At 45.7% G+C, this 17,545-nt stretch carries 19 protein-coding genes; 8 read left to right on the top strand and 11 right to left on the bottom strand.

Translation table 11 applies throughout. The features are described from left to right. Positions 1 to 29: 29 nt before the first annotated feature. From ACVC9U_RS21970 to ACVC9U_RS21960, 3 genes are all read right to left on the bottom strand, one after another. Positions 30 to 959, bottom strand: coding sequence for a manganese-dependent inorganic pyrophosphatase (locus ACVC9U_RS21970; protein ID WP_075751542.1), 930 nt, complete (start codon positions 957 to 959; stop codon positions 30 to 32). A gap of 135 nt (positions 960 to 1,094) precedes the next feature. Continuing rightward, positions 1,095 to 2,525 carry an IS1182 family transposase gene (locus tag ACVC9U_RS21965; protein WP_016886315.1) on the bottom strand — a complete coding sequence of 477 codons (1,431 nt, stop codon included), beginning with the start codon at positions 2,523 to 2,525 and terminating at the stop codon, positions 1,095 to 1,097. Between the two features lie 113 nt (positions 2,526 to 2,638). Continuing rightward, on the bottom strand, positions 2,639 to 3,460 hold the full coding sequence (locus ACVC9U_RS21960) for a manganese catalase (protein ID WP_075751543.1): 822 nt from the start codon (positions 3,458 to 3,460) through the stop codon (positions 2,639 to 2,641). Positions 3,461 to 3,589: 129 nt separating this feature from the next. Here ACVC9U_RS21960 and ACVC9U_RS21955 point away from each other — a divergent pair, with 129 nt between their 5' ends. From ACVC9U_RS21955 to ACVC9U_RS21945, 3 genes are all read left to right on the top strand, one after another. After that, positions 3,590 to 4,315 (top strand): YqjF family protein, encoded by a 726-nt coding sequence (locus ACVC9U_RS21955; protein WP_441391532.1) that lies wholly within the window; start codon positions 3,590 to 3,592, stop codon positions 4,313 to 4,315. A 150-nt stretch (positions 4,316 to 4,465) separates the two neighbouring features. Beyond that, positions 4,466 to 4,981 (top strand): TetR/AcrR family transcriptional regulator, encoded by a 516-nt coding sequence (locus ACVC9U_RS21950; protein ID WP_075751545.1) that lies wholly within the window; start codon positions 4,466 to 4,468, stop codon positions 4,979 to 4,981. A gap of 79 nt (positions 4,982 to 5,060) precedes the next feature. Then, positions 5,061 to 6,008 carry an SDR family NAD(P)-dependent oxidoreductase gene (locus tag ACVC9U_RS21945; protein WP_075751546.1) on the top strand — a complete coding sequence of 316 codons (948 nt, stop codon included), beginning with the start codon at positions 5,061 to 5,063 and terminating at the stop codon, positions 6,006 to 6,008. A gap of 82 nt (positions 6,009 to 6,090) precedes the next feature. Here the strand turns inward: ACVC9U_RS21945 and ACVC9U_RS21940 are convergent, their stop codons facing one another. Further along, positions 6,091 to 6,498, bottom strand: a complete 408-nt coding sequence (locus tag ACVC9U_RS21940) for a CBS domain-containing protein (RefSeq protein WP_075751547.1) — start codon at positions 6,496 to 6,498, stop codon at positions 6,091 to 6,093. A gap of 60 nt (positions 6,499 to 6,558) precedes the next feature. Next, a complete protein-coding gene (locus ACVC9U_RS21935; RefSeq protein WP_441391531.1) occupies positions 6,559 to 7,515 on the bottom strand; it encodes a magnesium transporter CorA family protein in 957 nt (318 codons plus the stop codon). A gap of 160 nt (positions 7,516 to 7,675) precedes the next feature. Between ACVC9U_RS21935 and ACVC9U_RS21930 the strand changes: the two genes are divergently transcribed. The 3 genes from ACVC9U_RS21930 to ACVC9U_RS21920 all read left to right on the top strand — a co-directional run bounded on the left by ACVC9U_RS21930 (position 7,676) and on the right by ACVC9U_RS21920 (position 10,703). Further along, complete coding sequence (locus ACVC9U_RS21930) at positions 7,676 to 8,974, top strand: hemolysin family protein (RefSeq protein ID WP_075751549.1); 1,299 nt, start codon at positions 7,676 to 7,678, stop codon at positions 8,972 to 8,974. 148 nt (positions 8,975 to 9,122) lie between these two features. Further along, positions 9,123 to 10,334 carry an ammonium transporter gene (locus tag ACVC9U_RS21925; protein WP_075751550.1) on the top strand — a complete coding sequence of 404 codons (1,212 nt, stop codon included), beginning with the start codon at positions 9,123 to 9,125 and terminating at the stop codon, positions 10,332 to 10,334. Between the two features lie 18 nt (positions 10,335 to 10,352). Next, positions 10,353 to 10,703 carry a P-II family nitrogen regulator gene (locus ACVC9U_RS21920; protein WP_003185936.1) on the top strand — a complete coding sequence of 117 codons (351 nt, stop codon included), beginning with the start codon at positions 10,353 to 10,355 and terminating at the stop codon, positions 10,701 to 10,703. 47 nt (positions 10,704 to 10,750) lie between these two features. Here the strand turns inward: ACVC9U_RS21920 and ACVC9U_RS21915 are convergent, their stop codons facing one another. From ACVC9U_RS21915 to ACVC9U_RS21905, 3 genes are all read right to left on the bottom strand, one after another. Continuing rightward, the gene (locus ACVC9U_RS21915) at positions 10,751 to 11,323 is read right to left on the bottom strand and encodes an ATP-dependent Clp protease proteolytic subunit (RefSeq protein WP_003185937.1); all 573 of its coding nucleotides are present in this window, start codon (positions 11,321 to 11,323) and stop codon (positions 10,751 to 10,753) included. 13 nt (positions 11,324 to 11,336) lie between these two features. Beyond that, the gene (locus tag ACVC9U_RS21910; RefSeq protein ID WP_075751552.1) at positions 11,337 to 11,942 is read right to left on the bottom strand and encodes a sigma-70 family RNA polymerase sigma factor; all 606 of its coding nucleotides are present in this window, start codon (positions 11,940 to 11,942) and stop codon (positions 11,337 to 11,339) included. Positions 11,943 to 12,078: 136 nt separating this feature from the next. Beyond that, positions 12,079 to 12,954, bottom strand: a complete 876-nt coding sequence (locus ACVC9U_RS21905; RefSeq protein WP_075751553.1) for a M23 family metallopeptidase — start codon at positions 12,952 to 12,954, stop codon at positions 12,079 to 12,081. A gap of 193 nt (positions 12,955 to 13,147) precedes the next feature. On the opposite strand from ACVC9U_RS21905, the gene ACVC9U_RS21900 reads away from it, so the two are divergent. Next, the gene (locus tag ACVC9U_RS21900; RefSeq protein WP_075751827.1) at positions 13,148 to 13,645 is read left to right on the top strand and encodes a GNAT family N-acetyltransferase; all 498 of its coding nucleotides are present in this window, start codon (positions 13,148 to 13,150) and stop codon (positions 13,643 to 13,645) included. A 49-nt stretch (positions 13,646 to 13,694) separates the two neighbouring features. Here ACVC9U_RS21900 and ACVC9U_RS21895 read toward each other — a convergent pair whose 3' ends face one another. Next, positions 13,695 to 14,138 carry a YwnF family protein gene (locus ACVC9U_RS21895; RefSeq protein ID WP_075751554.1) on the bottom strand — a complete coding sequence of 148 codons (444 nt, stop codon included), beginning with the start codon at positions 14,136 to 14,138 and terminating at the stop codon, positions 13,695 to 13,697. A gap of 247 nt (positions 14,139 to 14,385) precedes the next feature. Between ACVC9U_RS21895 and cls the strand changes: the two genes are divergently transcribed. Then, positions 14,386 to 15,834: a cardiolipin synthase gene (gene cls, locus ACVC9U_RS21890; protein ID WP_441391661.1), complete on the top strand. Its 1,449-nt coding sequence runs from the start codon at positions 14,386 to 14,388 to the stop codon at positions 15,832 to 15,834. Between the two features lie 54 nt (positions 15,835 to 15,888). Here cls and ACVC9U_RS21885 read toward each other — a convergent pair whose 3' ends face one another. After that, positions 15,889 to 17,322, bottom strand: a complete 1,434-nt coding sequence (locus ACVC9U_RS21885; RefSeq protein ID WP_075751555.1) for an MDR family MFS transporter — start codon at positions 17,320 to 17,322, stop codon at positions 15,889 to 15,891. Further along, positions 17,319 to 17,543, bottom strand: coding sequence for an MbtH family protein (locus tag ACVC9U_RS21880; protein WP_441391530.1), 225 nt, complete (start codon positions 17,541 to 17,543; stop codon positions 17,319 to 17,321). The genes ACVC9U_RS21885 and ACVC9U_RS21880 overlap by 4 nt, the downstream gene beginning before the upstream one ends. Between the last annotated feature and the right edge of the window lie 2 nt (positions 17,544 to 17,545).

Below are 17,545 nucleotides of genomic sequence, written 5' to 3'. Positions count from 1 at the left end.
ATGATTCGGGTGTTTTTCATTTCCTTTCCTTAACCTTTTAAGGCTTCGGTTAACGGCGGAACAATTTGTTTTTTGCGGGATACAACGCCTTTCAGTGTCGCTGTGTTGTCTGACAATGTGACATTGAACGCTTTTTCCACTGCTTGTGCAGCTTGTCCTGAAGCGACGACAACCGAGTCGTTTGTTAAAATGTCGGTTACGACAAACACAAATAAATCCAATCCTTTTTCAGACACCACTTTTGCAAGTTCTGCGTCAACTTCCTCTTTGCGGGAGAGAACGTCGTTTGTATCAACAGTGTTAACTTGCGCGATCTCCACTTTATGGCTTCCCATCGTAAACTCTTTTGCGTCAAGAGAGAGAAGCTGAGGAATCGTTTTTGCGCTCAAATCAGCTCCGGCCTTCAGCATATCGAGTCCATAGCTGTCGGCATCAACGCCGGCAATCGCAGCCAATTCTTTTGCAGCTTTGACATCTTCGTCCGTGCAAGTCGGAGATTTGAATAAGAGGGAATCTGAGATGATCGCCGACAGCATCAATCCTGCGATATCTTTTTTAATTTCGACGCCGTTTTCTTTATAGAGTTTGTTTAAGATCGTTGCTGTGCAGCCTACAGGCTCTGCGCGATAATACAGAGGGTCGCTCGTTTCAAAATTGGCGATCCGGTGGTGATCGATGACTTCAAGCACGCGAACTTGATCCAGGTCATCGACGCTCTGCTGGCGCTCATTATGGTCAACCAGAATCACGCTGTCAGTTTCATTCGCAACAGTGTTCACAAGGCGGGGTACTTCTGCATTAAATTTCTCAAGCGCGAATTCGGTTTCGCCGTTGATTTCGCCGAGGCGGACGGGTTCTGCGTCCATGCCGAGCTCCTTTTTTAATTCGGCATATGCAATCGCTGAACAAATCGTATCCGTATCCGGATTTTTGTGGCCAAAAATAAGTACTTTACTCATGATATAACTCCTTACTGTTGTTTTTATAGTAAGCTTACCTGACAATAAAAAAATCTGCAAATCTGTCACTTATTTTAATATTTACGGAGTGTTTTGTCATTTTAAAAAATAAAAAAAGAGCCGTTTCGGCTCTTTTCAGACCGTTGACAAAACAGGTCGGATTTTAAAAATCCGACCTGTTTTTGTCCATTTTATTCTATTATTTCGATCAGAAGGCTGGCGGTTAGGACCTTTCCAGGTCCAATTCGCCAGCTTTTTCAGATTCATGGCAGCGAAAACAAGCATCGCCTGCATGGACAATTTTTTCTTTCCCCGTAAGGTTGTCCAGCGCAAGCCATGCTTATGTTTTAAATCGGCAAAAACTCGTTCGATCGTCTCTTTACGTTTGGCATAGATTTGTTTATTCTCTTCCGTATGCCGAAGATGATCAGCTTCGTCTAAATGATCCTGCCAGATATGTCTGTGAATCATCTTTCGATGATCTCTACTTTCTGTACACGTATGTAGTAATGGACATTGTTTACATCGATTTGGATCTGAAGCATACTCTCGATAACCTTGCCGATTGGTTGTGCGATAGGAGAGAATATGGTCTTGCGGGCAGATATAGACATCATAAAATTCATCGTAAACATACTCGTGTTTTCTCATGAATCCTTTTTTGGTTTGCGGACGCGTGTAAGGCATAACAGGGCGAACGTTTTCTTCATGAAGAAATTTTGCGATAACCGGTGTTTTGTATCCGGCATCAACTGCGACCGTATGAGGCTTGGCGACGCGCTCTTTCACTTGTTGAAACAGGGTCGTGAACACTTGGCTGTCATGAATATTGGCAGGCTCAACAACCGTCCCCAGCACAAATCCGTTCCGGTCACAAGCTGTATGAAAACCATAAGCAAAAAGGCGTTCCCGTTCACCCTTTACAAAATAGCCGCTCTCAGGATCTGTTGTACTTTCTTTTATTTCTCGTTCTTCTGAGCATTGCCTGGGCTTTAAGGGCTTTTTGCCGTTGGCTTCGCGATCGGCATTAATTTCTTGATCTAACTGTTCCTGATAAGCTCTTGTTTCTTTTCTTACGATCTTTTTCACAAACTTTTTCTTATTGGCATTCGCTTTGACATGTGTGCTGTCGATGAAGGCAACCGAAGGATCGACGAGGCCGAGATCCATGGCCTGACGTAAAATCCTATAGAAGATTGTTTCAAATAGGTCTGTGTCATGAAAGCGACGTTCATAGTTTTTACTGAAGGTTGAAAAGTGAGGGATTTTTTCAGAGAATCCATATCCAATAAACCAGCGATAGGCTACATCAGTTTCGATTCGCTTAATGGTTTCGCGCATGGAGCGATGACCAAACACGTATTGAATGAGCACCATTTTAATCAGTACAACAGGATCAATACTTGGACGCCCTTTTGAAGAATAAAGAGGGGCAACTTTTTGATAAATAAATGAAAAATCAATGGCTTCTTCCATCTTCCTGACCAAATGGTCTTCAGGTACAAGCTCACTTAAGGCAACGACTTCAAGCTGTTCACGCTGATCTTTAGAGTGTTTGGTCAACATGGTAAAACCTCCAAAAATTAGATTCCACACACATTTTAACAAAAAAAGCTTGTCGATCAAGCCACTTTTTTGTGACTTTGTCGACAAGCTGAAAAGAGCCGTTTCGGCTCTTTTTATTCTCCATAATCAGGTGTATTGTGGCTTCGTTTTGGAGCGGGCTTCAAGACCGGTTTTTCTCCATATGCGACAGGGCCGCTCTCGTAGTGGAATTCCGCTCCGTCCGGCGCCTTCCCTTTCAGCCAATCAAACTGCGCGCTTTCTTCTCCATCCGAGAAATTGTATAAAGTATGCGCAATGTCTTCTTTTTCATTTTCATCCGGAACCGTGCCGGGCACGATGACGCCTTCTTTTTCTTCCAACTCTTTGATCGCGGCGATCCACTGGTTTTGGTGCATCGTGTCTCTTGCCAAAAGAAAGCCGAGCATATCTTGTACACCTTTGTCATCCGTCATTTCGCGCAGCCGCGCGACTTGCAGTCTGCCTTGCGATTCAGCGTTGACATTTGCGCGCAGATCGGCCAGAAGGTTGCCGCTCGCTACGATATAGCCTGCATTCCACGGAACGCCGGTGCTGTTTTCAGGCATGGCTCCCAGTCCCGAAACGATCGCATGGTGAGGGTTCATTCCGCCCATAATGGCGCCGATGACAGGATCGTCTGCGGCTTTTTCCTGCTCGTAAACCGGAGCGTCTTCAAGCAGGCGCGCGATCATCGTCGCAATCATTTCGACGTGTCCGATTTCTTCTGCCGCCGTGTCCATGAGCAAATCTTTATACTTTTCATTTCCCCTTGTATTCCACCCTTGAAAAAGGTATTGCATGGCCACAGATATTTCTCCGTACTGACCGCCGAGTATCTCCTGCATTTTCTTGGCGAAGACAGGATCGGGCCTTTCAGGTTTCGCAGGGTACTGCAGCACTTTCGTATGCTTGAACAAATCAGATCACTCCTCCGTTTTTTGTATCCTCGTTTTTGATTTAGCCGAAAAGGGAAATCATAAAACCGTACAACAGGTTCGGGATGTGCTTAAAACAGGTCAAAATTCGAACCAAAGGAGAGCTGTTCTATGATAAAAAATACTTCTCACCGCCCTTTTCCACTGCCTGAAGGACCGTGGATGATGACGCAAACATGGAATCATGTATTATTTGCCCATTGGGCTGTCGATCCTGAAGCCATTCGCGGACAAATACCGGCGGCCTTGGAATTGGAGACATTCAACGGAAAAGCGTGGATCGGCATTTTGCCTTTTCTGCTGACAAATATGCGGCCCCGTTTTTTGCCGCCCTTTCCTTTCATCAGCAGCTTTCCCGAGCTGAATGTCCGGACATATGTATCATATAAAGGTGTACCGGGCATTTATTTTTTCAGTCTTGACGCCGCTTCGCGCTTAGCCGTCGCCGGCGCGCGCACAATGTTCCACTTGCCTTATTTTCACGCCGGGATAAACTTTGTAAAAGAAGAAAACCATATTGAATTTTCCAGCAGAAGGCATGATTCAAAAGCGGCCTTCCGCGTCAGCTACCGCCCGCTGTCAGATTCCTTCACCACCCAAAAAGGGTCCATCGAATACTGGCTGACTGAAAGATACCGCCTGTACACCACGTACAACAACCGGGTCTACTATGAAGACATTCATCATTCTCCATGGGCGCTGCAGCGGGCCGAAGCCGAAATCCGACAAAACACGGTGCCCGGAGCAAGCGGTCTCATATTGCCTGATACCGCTCCGCTTCTCCATTACGCCAAACGGCAGCACGTCTTATTTTGGTCTTTGCAGCGGGACCGGTGATGAAATCCGCGTATCTATTCTGATTGATTGGAAAACAGTTGCACCAATAGATGCATTTTTTAAAAATTACGGGCTTGAATCTTGAAAAGAAATCTGTTACGATCTCAGTAAGTAATCAATCAATAACAAAATGAAGGGAGGCGGCATATCATAAGACAGAGTAAGGAAAACCGAAAGGAGCAAATACTTGAAGCTGGATTAGAGATGTTTGCAGAAAAGGGATATTATAATACCACGACAGCACTCATTGCTGAAAAAGCCGGTATTTCTCAGCCCTATATATTTAGGTTTTATAAGACGAAGGAAGAGTTGTTCGTTGCCGCGCTCGATCGGGCCTTTGAAAGAATCCTCCAAACGTTTCAAAATGTTGAATCCAGCTCCGAACAGATCGTAGCAAACATGGTCAAAGCATATGAAGAGTTGTCTGTATCACACCCTAATGAAATCGCCTTGCAGGTCATCGGACTCTCCGTTACGGAGGAATCGATCAGGAATTGTTCAAAAACAGGCTTATCACGTATTAGAAACTATACGCTGGAAAGGTTCCGGGAAGCGAATGTTCCGAATGCAGAGAGGGAAGTTACGACTTTCCTGGCAAGAGGGATACTTTGCAACATTTCCTATTTCTTGGATTTGCCGGAGATCATGCACGGCCAAACAGAATAAAATAACCGATTTGTTTCGGTTTTTTTATTTAAGCATTTGTTATTGATTGATTAATAACTAACCCGAGGGGGAATTTTCAATGGAAAAAGCAATTGTTTTAGGCGCAACAGGCGGAACAGGTCAAGCCATAGTTTCAGAATTGCTGTCAAGAAATATTCCGGTTATCGCTTTCGGCCGTTCTGAAAATAAACTAAAGAATCTCATAAAAGAACATCATTCAACACCGCTATTAACATATCAGCTTGGCGATGTCTTTGATGCGCAGACCATCAGTGAAGCAGCAAAGGACGCAGATGTGATATTTCAATGCGCCAATGTTCAATATCATGAAATGGCGGATAAACTCCTGCTTCTCGGTGAAAGTGTAATGAAGGCTGCAAATATTTTAGGCAAGAAAATCGTGATTGTGGATGGAATATATGTTTACGGCCGACAAATTGCCAAAGGAGACGAAAATCATCCGAAACAGCCCCATACAAAAAAAGGAAGGATTAGAGTGGATTTTGAAAACTTAATATTCGATAAGAAATGGAAAAATGCCAAACCATTAATCGTCAGACTGCCGGACTATTATGGAAAAACTTCGCAAAATTCTTATTTACAGCCTACATTAACCGGAATGGCAGCAAATAAACCAGCTGTTTTTATCGGCAATCTAAAAACCCCCCGGGAGTACGTATATTTGCCTGATGCCGCAAAAATGATTGTGGAAATCGCAAGTAAAGACGATTCTTACGGTGAAAACTGGAACATTCCCGGCGCCGGACTGATTTCAGGTAAAGAAATTATAAAAATCGCACGTCAAATTACCGGCAATAATAAATTAGTCATACCATTAAATAAGCTTGCCATTCGTGTAAGCGGATTATTTGATCCAGTAATGAAAGAAGTAGTAGAAATCATGTACTTAACTGAAGAAACATTCATTCTAAACGGGGAAAAATATGAAAAGAGAGTAGGAAAAATTCCCGCGACACCTTATCAAGAAGGGCTGAAAGAAACATTGAAATGCTTAATGAAAACTTAATCTAAAGTTAAGTTATTGATCAATCACTAAAATATTGCACTATAAAAAAGGAAGAGCTGAAAACGCTCTTCCTTCAACCTGTTTAAGCCGGTTTTGAAATTTCGCTTAATGCTTCTCCCGCTTTCTCATCCGCATTTGAGACGGAGAGATCCCCCAAAGCAACGATTCCAACGAGACGTCCATCTTCAACAATCGGCAGCCTGCGAATTTGGTGTTCCGCCATCAGATCTCCTGCCTCTTCAGCCGACATATCCGGGCGCCCGGTCACCATCCGTGTGCTCATGATATCCCGAGCAGCTGCGTCTGTTTCATTTTCGGCTACACATCTGATGACGATATCCCGGTCCGAAACGATCCCCGTCAAATTTCCGTTCTCGCAGACTGGAATTGAACCCACATTGTAATCACGCATCTTTCCGGCAATTTCCGCAATCGGAGCAGAAGGTTCACAGCATTCAGCATTGGTTGTCATGATGTCCTTTAGTTTCATTCGGAATTCCTCCTTTACTGGGGTTATTATGTGCTTTTCCGATATCCCCCGGGCTTAAACCTATTTAAAAGAGCCTTTCCTTTTCATATATCGTTTTTTATCCTTCAATAAATCGCCGGTCCACCCTTTCTTTCTCAAATACCAGTACACAAGGACGGTAGAAACGGCAATTAAAATCAGCGAAAATAAATAGCCGTACTTTAATGAGAGTTCAGGCATGACTTCGAAGTTCATTCCCCACAGGGCGCCGAAAGCCGTCATCGGTGTAAAGATCGTCGTGAAAATCGTCAGCGCTTTAAAGATTTCATTGCCTCTGTGGGATGTCACCACTTCCTCGGAATGGAGCAAATAATTGATTTCATTCGCGTACTCTTTGATCAATGACATGCCTCTGTCGATTTCGTAAAACGTCCTGCGCTGTTCGATTTCATCAAACGATTTGCTTAAAAAAGTTTCTTTAAGACCCATTGCTACCTTTTTCATCGATAAAATTAAACTTCTTATGACGAGCAGTTCGTGACGCCGTTTATGAATCAGTTCAATGATGCTTTTATTGTTGTCATGGTGAAATCCCCATCTTACTTTTCCAAGGTGAACTTCAAAGTGCTCAAGTTCCTTTAAATACATTCTCATCAGTTCGCCTAACAGGATCAGAAACACTTCTGGGGCATCTTTGCATCGCTTCAAATGTTGATCGATCGGCCTCCTGTTTGCATCTTCAAATTGCGAGATATCTAAATTCATTGTGAAAAAATAGTTTTTCGTTAAGTAAAAATGAAATGCTGTCCGGTTTTGTTGAACTTCCGCTTCCTGGTCGTAAATATATGAACCGTAGATCGCTTCCTTGCCTTGAACGGCAGCATTGATATCAATGCAATTGATATTGGCCGAAGGAACGCCTTGAAACCAGTTTCGGCATTCCGGCCAATGATCGGGCTGGATCAGCCCTTGTGCTGTCGCTTTTTCGTGAGGGCCGAGCTGATACCATGTCCAACCCTCTCCCTGAAAAACTCTCATATTTCGTCTCCTCCTCTTCCGGCCCATTCGTTTTATATTTCTTTGCCCGCCCTCGGCATAAATAAACATCATGTTTGCCGCGCTGCGGCACGTGGTATGAAGCCAGTATGAGTTTTTCATAGAAAAGGAGGTGGCGCCTTCTTTTTGAGAAGGCGGGGCATTGGAATTATTGAAGCTGATTGCAGTGGCAGGATTAATCGCATTAACGGGCTTTTTCGTCGCGGTCGAATTCGCCATCGTCAAAGTAAGGCGGACAAAGATCGACCAATTGATCATTCAGAAAAAAAAGGGCGCGCTTGCCGCAAAAGAAGTGACCTCACACCTTGACGAATACTTGTCAGCCTGCCAGCTTGGAATCACCGTAACGGCATTGGGCCTCGGCTGGCTTGGTGAACCGACGATGCAGACCTTGCTGCATCCCCTTTTCTCAAAAATGGGCTTGAACGAGTCGGTGACACATATTCTTTCATTTTTGGCCGCTTTTTTATCGGTCACTTATCTCAATGTTGTGATCGGAGAGCTGGCGCCAAAAACGATCGCCATTCAAAAAGCGGAAACCGTTACGCTGCTTTTTGCACAGCCGATGATCTGGTTTTATAGAATCATGTTTCCTTTTATATGGCTGCTCAATCATTCAGCCCGCATGATCACAAGTCTGTTCGGCCTGAAGCCGACTGGTGAACACGAATTGGCCTATTCGGAGGAAGAGCTGCGAACGCTTTTATCTGAAAGCTATCAAAGCGGGGAGATTAACCAGAATGAATTGAAATATGTAAACAATATTTTTAAATTCGACGAACGTACGGCAAAAGAAATTATGGTGCCCCGCAATGAAATGACCGTCCTGTCTCTTGACGACAGTTTAAAAAAAGCGAAGCAGCTCATCAAAGAAACGAAGCACACCCGCTTCCCCGTCATGGAGGAAGACAAAGATCACATCACCGGAATGATCAATATAAAAGAACTGCTGCTGGCGGAGCTTGCAGGGGAATTTTCTTTAGAAACAAAATCGCTAAAGCCATATATCCATCCGGTTATCCATGTGATTGAAACGATTCCCGTCTACCAGCTGTTCGTCAAAATGCAAAAAGAGCATACACATATGGCGATTCTCGTAGATGAGTATGGCGGAACATCCGGCCTTGTGACGGTTGAGGATATCGTCGAGGAAATCGTCGGCGATATTCGCGATGAATTCGATACTGAAGAAGTATCTGCTGTTCAGAAACTGGAAGATGACCATTACATCCTCAGCGGTAAAGTACTGGTCAGCGATGTAAACGACCTGCTCGGAATTCATTTATCAGATGAGGAGATTGATACAATCGGCGGCTGGATGCTGACGCAGAATATTGAGAGCAAGCCCGGAACGGCGATCGAAAGTGAAGGGTACCGTTTCAAAGTAAAAGATATGGACGGACATCGAATCGTTGCAGTTGAGGTTGAAAAAACCGCTTAATCCCCCTTTCAGCCTCTCCCTGTCCGCTTTTCTCCCTAAAAACCATGTGAGGAAATCTGACATATTCATCATGATATCTCCCTTTTGTCACTATAATGAAAGAAAAAGAGATCTGCTCTCAATCTAAATGACTACGGAGGAATGAAACATGCAGATGGGGGATACAGTATTTATGTTCTTTTGCGCTTTGCTCGTATGGCTGATGACGCCGGGCATCGCTTTATTTTACGGAGGACTTGTCAGGAGCAAAAATGTGCTCAGCACCGTTATGCACAGCTTATCTTCAATTGCCATCGTTTCTATCATATGGATTTTGTTCGGCTATTCGCTCGCTTTCGCTCCCGGAAACCCATTGATCGGGGGTTTGGATTGGATCGGACTGCAAGGTGTCGGCTTTGAACCCAATGCCGATTATTCGGAGACGATCCCGCATACGCTTTATATGATGTTCCAATTGACATTTGCCGTTCTGACGACTGCGATTATTTCCGGAAGCTTTGCGGAGCGCATGCGCTTTCCTGCCTTTATTCTTTTTTCGGTGCTCTGGGCGGTTTTCGTTTACTCGCCAGTCGCCCACTGGGTATGGGGCGGAGGCTGGCTTGACGAGCTGGGAGCGATTGATTTTGCCGGCGGCAACGTCGTTCACATTTCTTCCGGTGTAGCCGGCCTTGTCGTTGCGATTGTTCTCGGCAAGCGGAAAAATATCAGCGATACCGCCCCTCACAACCTCCTTCTGACCTTGCTCGGAGCGACTTTGATCTGGTTCGGATGGTTCGGGTTCAACGTCGGAAGCGCGCTAACGATCGATGAAGTCGCCATGACCGCTTTTATCAACACGAATACGGCTGCGGCCGCGGGGCTGATCGGCTGGATTTTGGCAGAATGGCTGATCAATAAAAAGCCGACGATGCTCGGCGCCGTCTCGGGAGCGATCGCGGGACTTGTCGCGATTACACCGGGCGCAGGCTTTGTCACACCTTTCTCATCCGTATGGATCGGGCTCATCGGTGGAATTGTCTGTTTCTGGGGCGTGTTTTCACTGAAGAAAAAATTCGGCTACGATGATGCGCTTGATGCCTTCGGACTTCATGGGCTCGGCGGAACATGGGGCGGAATCGCGACGGGCTTGTTCGCGACGACTTCAGTCAACGCAGACGGTGCCAACGGGCTTTTTTACGGAGACATCAGTCTCCTTTGGAAACAGCTGATTGCGATTGCCGCAACATATTTATTTGTCGCAATCGTCACATACGCTATTATTAAGATAGTCAGTATCTTCTTTAAACTCCGTGCCTCAGAGGATGAAGAATCATTGGGCCTCGATCTGACGCTGCACGGCGAAAAAGCGTATCAAGATTAATTTGTCAGGAGTGATGGTATGAGCGGTCAAATGTATAAGGTGGAAATTGTAACTCGTCCTACAAACTTTGAAAAGCTGAAAACGGAGCTGGCCAAAATCGGGGTAACGTCCATTACGTTTTACAATGTACACGGATGCGGCCTGCAAAAAGGGCATACAGAGCTTTACCGCGGGGTCAAACGCGAAAGCAATGTATATGAAAGGTTGAAAGTCGAAATCGTCGTCAGCAAAGTGCCTGTCGAAAAGGTGGCCGAGACGGCGCAAAACGTCCTGAAAACCGGGGAACCCGGTGACGGCAAGATCTTCATATACGAAATTAAAAACACCATCAACATCCGCACAGGCGAGGAAGGTCCTGACGCTTTATAAAAAGATCGAAGCTCCCGGCTGGAGTTAAGCCGGGAGCTTTTCTCATGTTATAAAACGGCGTCAATAACACCGTATGCCTTCGCTTCGTCCGCATCCATAAAGTAATCGCGTTCCATGTCGGCTTTTAGTTTTTCAATGGGCTGGCCCGTTCGTTCGTGAAAGAAGCGCTCGATTTTTTCCCTCAGTTTGATGATCCGCTTCGCTGAAATCTCCATGTCTGTCGCCTGTCCTTTGACGCCGCCGAGCGGCTGATGGATCATGATTTCGCTGTTTTTGAGCGCATACCGTTTGCCTTTTGCTCCGCCGGCGAGGAGAATCGCTCCCATGGAAGCGGCCATTCCGACGCAGATCGTGCGGACATCCGGCTTCACATAATCCATCGTATCCAAAATCGCATATCCCGCGGAAGTTGATCCGCCCGGGCTGTTGATATAGATCGAAATGTCTTTTTCATTGTCTTCGGCTGACAAAAACAGCAACTGGGCGGTGACCCGATTGGCGAGGTCATCGTTGAATTCAGAACCGATCATAATGATCCGGTCTTTTAAAAGTCTGGAAAAAATATCGTACGATCTTTCACCGGCAGCCGTTTTCTCAATGACGTAAGGAATGGTGTTCATAGCCTTTTTCCTCCTAGGCAGCACACCTCATCATGCTGACGCAAGACGGCTGTGAAGCGCCGAAAAGCCATGTCTGTTTGGCAAATTCGAGCAGATCATCGGGGTTGTGATACAATATCGCCCGAACAAGCAGGCCAATGTGTTCATCATCCCCGTCCGCCGCGTCCCTTTGCAAAACATCCGGAGAAAGCCTTTTTAATCGCTGACGCGATCTGAATAAAAGCGACTTGACGGATGATTCGGGCTTACCGAGCGCCTCGGCGATTTCGTGCAGCTGAAAGGAAAACACATCTTTGAGCAGAAAAATCGTTAATTGCTTCGGCGTTAAAATACCGGAAAGCTGTTTCAGCAGGTGCTCAAAGTCATCGGCCGCCTGCATGCGCTCTGCCCGCCCGTCTTCCAGATTGTCTTCAGACAGAAAGCTTTCGCGCTTCCTTTTTCTGAGCAGGTCAATCCATTTATGCTTGGCAACCGTCTTTTGATAAGCATGTGAGGCGTCTGTTCGATTGATTTCTATTAACTTCAGGATGGTGTCCTGGACTAAATCCTCAGCATCCCATTTATCACCTGTCATTCTCATGCAATACTTCATCAGCGCTTGCTGTTCTAGCTCATTCATGAATGCATTCACACTCCTTAAAAGAGGCCTCTTACTTAATAAACGGCTGGCTCTGCAAATTTGATACGGGTTTTTTATGATTGTAACAAAAAAAGGCGCCTATCGTATTTGATAGGCGCTCTGAGGGAAGCGTGCCTTATGACTGGCTTGAATCGTCAGACTGGGTTCCGTCTTGATTTTCTGATCCTTCAGACGAATCTTCCCGTTTGGTTTTGTCGTCTTTTCCACCTGTTTGATCTTTCGTTTTGTCTTCTGTTTTTGGCTTTTCTTCAACAGAAGGCTGAGCAGGTTCCTTCATTTCAGCCGCTTGTTCCTCCACTGCTTTTTCAATGCTGGAGACCGGCTTGTCCATGAAATTCAACGGGTTTAGCGCAACACCGTCTTTGCGAATTTCAAAGTGCACATGGTTTCCGCCTTCTTCATTGTAAAGGTTTTTGCCTGCTTTTCCGATGACTTGATTTTGTTCAATCTTGTCACCTTGTTTGACGCTTACTTCAGAAAGAGACTGATACACAGTTGATAAACCATCTTCATGTTCAACTTCAACAACGTAGCCCAGTACAGGGTCTTTTGCAGCTTTGATAACCGTACCGCTTAGAGATGCGGAAACATCGAATGTTTTTCCGTCTTTCTCAGCCAAGTCGATACCTTTGCTCATGCTGTACGTGTTATTATAGTTTACAAGTGCTGCTTCTTTCTCTTCTTTAGTTGCGTCAGTTTCAAAGAACTTTTTAACGACAGAAACATTTTCAGAATCAGCAACCGGCATTGCGACATTTTCGACTGGTTTGCCTACTTCAACCGCGTCATCCCGGTTATCATAGGCTGATTTCTTGCCATCGTCTGCAAGCTGGTCTTTTACATCGTTGTTAGAAGCCGATTGATACCAAAGAACGGCGGTTAATACAACGACGGCACTTGTCAAATAGATGGCCGGAAATACCCAGCGTTTACGAAAAAACTGTTGCAGCTTTGTGATTTTGGAAGTACGATTCTTTTCTTCCTCTTTCATTACTCATCACCTCAGCAACATTCTGAACACTTTTCAGAAAATATATACATTTACAAAAAACTTTTTTTCAAATTAGTCTGCACCGGCTGCTTCGTTTTTATGTAAAAACCGCCCTAAAACTTGAAATTTCATCAATGTGCATGATAACGGAAAAAACGCCGAAGATATAACATATGAAGAAAGGACAGAGAGAATGAAACTACGGATCGCCAATCGGGAAGACCTTCCCGCAGTAGTCGATATTTACAACTCCACCATTGCGTCGCGAATGGTTACGGCAGATACAGAACCCGTCACACCTGAAGAAAGGCTGAACTGGTTTTTGAACCATACCGAGGCAAGGCCTCTTTATATTGTCGAAAATGAACAAGGGGATATCGCCGGCTGGATCAGCTTCGAATCCTTTTACGGAAGGCCCGCCTATAACAAAACCGCCGAAGTCAGCATTTACCTTCATGAAGACCACCGCGGCAAAGGGGCGGGTTCAGCGGTGCTTGAAAAAGCGCTTGAAGCTGCGCCAAAGCTTGGAATCCGTTCTTTAATGGCGTTTATTTTCGCCCACAACGAGCCGAGCATCAAGCTTTTCAAAAAATACGGCTTTACCGAGTGGGGACACTTTCCCGGAATCGCCGAGATGGACGGAATCCGGTACGATTTAAAAATATTAGGAAAAGAATTGAATGAAGCCTGATCATCATGGCACAAAAAAAGAGCTGTCATGCAGCTCTTTTTTTCTTTCATCATTCAGCCAGCCTGCGCCTTCTGATCTCTTCTTCATTTAAAAATTCCAAAAAGCTTCTCATCACAGTAAACGGCTCTTCCTTGACCGCCCGAACGTAGCGGCTTTTCCGTTCATCGGAAAGCACTTCGCTTGTTTGCATCCGTTCCAAAATATATTTCATCACCGATTGCTGAACATTTCTTTTTTGGTAAGACGACTCTCTGAACAGCGCCATGCCGAAAGCTGCTGCTGCGGCAGCGCAGCCGATTTTTATCATTGAATCGGTTCCATAGGATGCCTGCCCCCAAAAAGAGGAAAGATAAACCAATGAAGCAACAAGCAGCGGAATCGCGATAAAAAGAAATATCAGCCTTTTCTTTAAGAACGGCGCCGCCACATGCTTGAGGTTATCCATTTCTTCTTTCATAAAAGCCGGCATTTGCTGGAAACGTTCCATATCCATAATCAATCCCTCCCGTTTTAGTTAAAGAGGCGTTGTTTCGCTGATTAAATCACGCTTTTTATATGTATATCGTAACTTAGATCGAACATGTTTTACAGTTTTTTGCCTTTCCCCTTTTTATTAGGAACTTTCCGTCCCCCGCCCCGTATAACATGAGATAGTTGCTTGAAAGGGGAGTAACTGTTATAAATGGAATGTATAAAAACAAATCCGTCTTGTGAGGTTCAATATGGATATTATTAAAAATATCAGCATCACATCGATATTTCTCGGCTTTATATTAGTTTTAAACACGCTGTTGGCAATCGTTGTGATCTTTAGGGAACGCCGGGATGCAAGCTCCTCCTGGGCATGGCTCTTGGTACTCTTCTTTATTCCCATTCTCGGCTTTATTCTTTATTTGCTCTTCGGCCACAATTTGAGCAGGAATCACCTTTTTCAATGGGAAGACCGAAAGAGAATCGGGATGGAAAAAATATTGGAACAGCAGCTGACCAAGCTGAAAAACCGCGAGTTCGAATTTCGCAATAAAGCGACGGCGGACAGCAAAGATTTGATTTATATGCATATTCTGAATAACCACGCCGTTTTTACGGAAGACAATGCGGTCGAGCTGTTAACGGACGGACGCCAGAAATTCGACAGACTGCTTCGCGACATAGAAAACGCCAAAGACCATATTCATCTTCAATATTATATTTATAAAGGCGATGAGATCGGCAAGAAGCTGCGGGATGCGCTGATCAAAAAAGCAAAAGAAGGCGTTGAAGTCCGCGTTTTGTATGATGAGCTGGGATCAAGAAGCCTCAGGAAAAGCTTTTTCAAAGAGCTGAAAAAGGCGGGAGGATTTGTCGAAGTTTTTTTCCCGTCGCGTTTTAAATTTATCAATTTGCGCATGAATTACCGCAACCACCGCAAGCTCGTCATTATCGACGGCGTCATCGGCTATGTCGGTGGATTTAATGTCGGGGACGAATACCTCGGTCTGAATCCGGTTTTTGGCTATTGGCGGGACACGCATCTCAGAATCAAAGGAACGGCGGTCCATTCGATTCAAACGCGTTTTATCCTGGATTGGAATCAGGCCTCGCACCATCACGATATTACATATATGCCAAACCACTTTCCTGACATCGATTCCCACGGAAACATCGGCATGCAAATCGTCACCAGCGGCCCCGATTCAGAATGGGAGCAGATTAAAAACGGCTATATTAAAATGATATCAACGGCAAAGCGGTCGATTCTTATACAGACGCCTTATTTTATTCCGGACGCAAGCCTGCTCGATGCCCTCAGGATCGCTTGTCTGTCCGGTGTTGACGTGAGAATCATGATTCCTAACAAACCCGACCATCCGTTTGTGTACTGGGCTACCTATTCTTACATCGGCGAACTTTTAAAAGCCGGCGCTTCCGTATTTATTTACGACAACGGATTTATCCATGCGAAAACAATCGTTGTAGATGAAGAAATTTCATCGGTCGGCACGGCAAATATTGATATGCGCAGCTTCAAGCTCAATTTTGAAGTGAATGCTTTTTTATACGATGAGGAAATTTCGAGAAGCCTTGTCTTAGCATTTGAAAAAGATCTGCAAGTCTCAAGGGAGCTGACCTTTGAGGAATATTTAAACAGAAGCAAATCGATCCGCTTCAAAGAAGCCATTTCGATCCTGCTGTCGCCGATTTTATAGCGCGCCATTCATGCTGTTAAAAAAAGTCCTCCCGGAAACGGGAGGATTTTTGTTTTACTTACCGGAAGCCGCCGCACCTTTGGAAACTGAAGCATGCTTGTCCATTTGACGTCCAGTGTCAGCGTTCTTGAGCTTGAGTGCGATGAAAAATGCTGCCATGAGGAAGCCGGCTGCACCGAGCAAAGCGGTCCGGTAAGCTGATAAATCAGGCTCTATCCCTGCGCCGGGCTGACTGAGCACGGCAAGGACGCACGACATGACGGCAACTCCAAAAACAGATCCGAGCCGGTTTTGCACATTAAACAGCGTCGTTGCTCGGCCCATTGATGTGGATGAAATGTTGGCAAAACAAACAACCTGCGCCGCGCCAACCGCATGCCCCAGGAAAAAGCCCGCCAAAAACAGCAGCAGCCTGAGAAGCCACAGATTTGACCCGTATCCGGTCAGGCTCAGCAGCCCAAACAATACGGCGGCGCCTAAAAGCGCAGCGGAAATTACCCGCCTCGGCCCGAGCTTTCCTAACGACCTCGGCATCAGCTGGGAGGCCAGCATCAAGCCTAATGCTTCGGGAAACGTGATCAGAGCGGTATCGGTCGCAGAATAGCCGAGTGCTTCCTGGCACAACAGCGGAAATATATAGAGCATGCCAAGGAGTCCGCCTGCTGTCAAAAGCGAAATGACGCTCATCATTCCAAAAACCCGGTCCTTCAATAAGCGCAGTTCAATCAGCGGATGCTTAGCCTTCAGTTCGACAAAAACGAGAATGTCGAGGAGAATCACTCCCCCGGTTCCTGAAACAAGCACATTCGGAGAGCCGAAGCCCTGCACAGGCCCCTGGCTGAGTGCAAAAACCGCCAACGCCATTCCCGGTCCAGCCAAAAGAAATCCTAGCCAATCAAATCTGCCCGCTTTCGGCTCCATATGTTCATGAAGATATAACAGGCCAAACAGCAGAATGATCATTCCGATCGGAATATTAATGTAAAAAATCCAGCGCCATGACAGCTGATCTGTCAGAAACCCGCTGATGATCGGCCCAACCGCAGGCGCGACCGCAATCGGAAGAACGAGAACTCTCGAAATTTTAGCCCGTTCATGCGGAGGAAACGTTCTGAACAAGATCGCCATTCCCACCGGTGTAATCAATCCGCCGCCGGCTCCCTGGATCACACGAAATACGTTTAATGCCGCCAGATTGTCAGCGATTCCGCATAATGCGGATGCAGCCGTAAATATGGAAAGTGCGGCAATGAAAACACGCTTTGTCCCAAAGCGGTCTCCAAACCAGCCGGCTGCGGGAAGAACGACAGCCAAGCTGACTAAGTATCCGATGTTAACTGTGCCTGCAGCAGATGGTAATGTTTGAAATTCGTTCATGATGGCGGGCAATGCCATGTTAATGACACTCGCATCCATTGCAGCCATAAACATGGCCGTTACATATACAATGCTGACAACCGTCCTTTGATTGAACGGCCTTCTATTCATTGATGACCGCCGTGAACTTCTGCAGCCGGCTTCAAGCTGTTCGGCGAGAGATCGGTCCAATTCGAGCTGATATAGTCGATGCAGTCGCTGCGGCTCGTTTCCCCGCAGACAACCTTCCACCCTACCGGAATATGAATGAAGGCGGGCCAGAGTGAATACTGGCCTTCCTCATTCATTAAAACAACATATGTGCCCTGTTCATTTTCAAAAGGATTTGTCATCG

The sequence above is a fragment of the Bacillus sp. GM2 genome (assembly GCF_056155945.1).
This window is presented reverse-complemented; position numbering and strand designations above follow the sequence as displayed.

Excerpts from the sequence above, each read along its gene's own strand:
- ACVC9U_RS21970 (WP_075751542.1), bottom strand. The coding sequence starts at position 959 with ATGAGTAAAGTACTTATTTTTGGCCACAAAAATCCGGATACGGATACG.
- ACVC9U_RS21965 (WP_016886315.1), bottom strand. The coding sequence starts at position 2,525 with ATGTTGACCAAACACTCTAAAGATCAGCGTGAACAGCTTGAAGTCGTT.
- ACVC9U_RS21955 (WP_441391532.1), top strand. The coding sequence starts at position 3,590 with ATGATAAAAAATACTTCTCACCGCCCTTTTCCACTGCCTGAAGGACCG.
- ACVC9U_RS21945 (WP_075751546.1), top strand. The coding sequence starts at position 5,061 with ATGGAAAAAGCAATTGTTTTAGGCGCAACAGGCGGAACAGGTCAAGCC.
- ACVC9U_RS21940 (WP_075751547.1), bottom strand. The coding sequence starts at position 6,498 with ATGAAACTAAAGGACATCATGACAACCAATGCTGAATGCTGTGAACCT.
- ACVC9U_RS21935 (WP_441391531.1), bottom strand. The coding sequence starts at position 7,515 with ATGAGAGTTTTTCAGGGAGAGGGTTGGACATGGTATCAGCTCGGCCCT.
- ACVC9U_RS21925 (WP_075751550.1), top strand. The coding sequence starts at position 9,123 with ATGCAGATGGGGGATACAGTATTTATGTTCTTTTGCGCTTTGCTCGTA.
- ACVC9U_RS21920 (WP_003185936.1), top strand. The coding sequence starts at position 10,353 with ATGAGCGGTCAAATGTATAAGGTGGAAATTGTAACTCGTCCTACAAAC.
- ACVC9U_RS21915 (WP_003185937.1), bottom strand. The coding sequence starts at position 11,323 with ATGAACACCATTCCTTACGTCATTGAGAAAACGGCTGCCGGTGAAAGA.
- ACVC9U_RS21910 (WP_075751552.1), bottom strand. The coding sequence starts at position 11,942 with ATGAATGAGCTAGAACAGCAAGCGCTGATGAAGTATTGCATGAGAATG.
- ACVC9U_RS21905 (WP_075751553.1), bottom strand. The coding sequence starts at position 12,954 with ATGAAAGAGGAAGAAAAGAATCGTACTTCCAAAATCACAAAGCTGCAA.
- ACVC9U_RS21900 (WP_075751827.1), top strand. The coding sequence starts at position 13,148 with ATGAAACTACGGATCGCCAATCGGGAAGACCTTCCCGCAGTAGTCGAT.
- ACVC9U_RS21895 (WP_075751554.1), bottom strand. The coding sequence starts at position 14,138 with ATGGATATGGAACGTTTCCAGCAAATGCCGGCTTTTATGAAAGAAGAA.
- ACVC9U_RS21885 (WP_075751555.1), bottom strand. The coding sequence starts at position 17,322 with ATGAATAGAAGGCCGTTCAATCAAAGGACGGTTGTCAGCATTGTATAT.
- ACVC9U_RS21880 (WP_441391530.1), bottom strand. The coding sequence starts at position 17,543 with ATGACAAATCCTTTTGAAAATGAACAGGGCACATATGTTGTTTTAATG.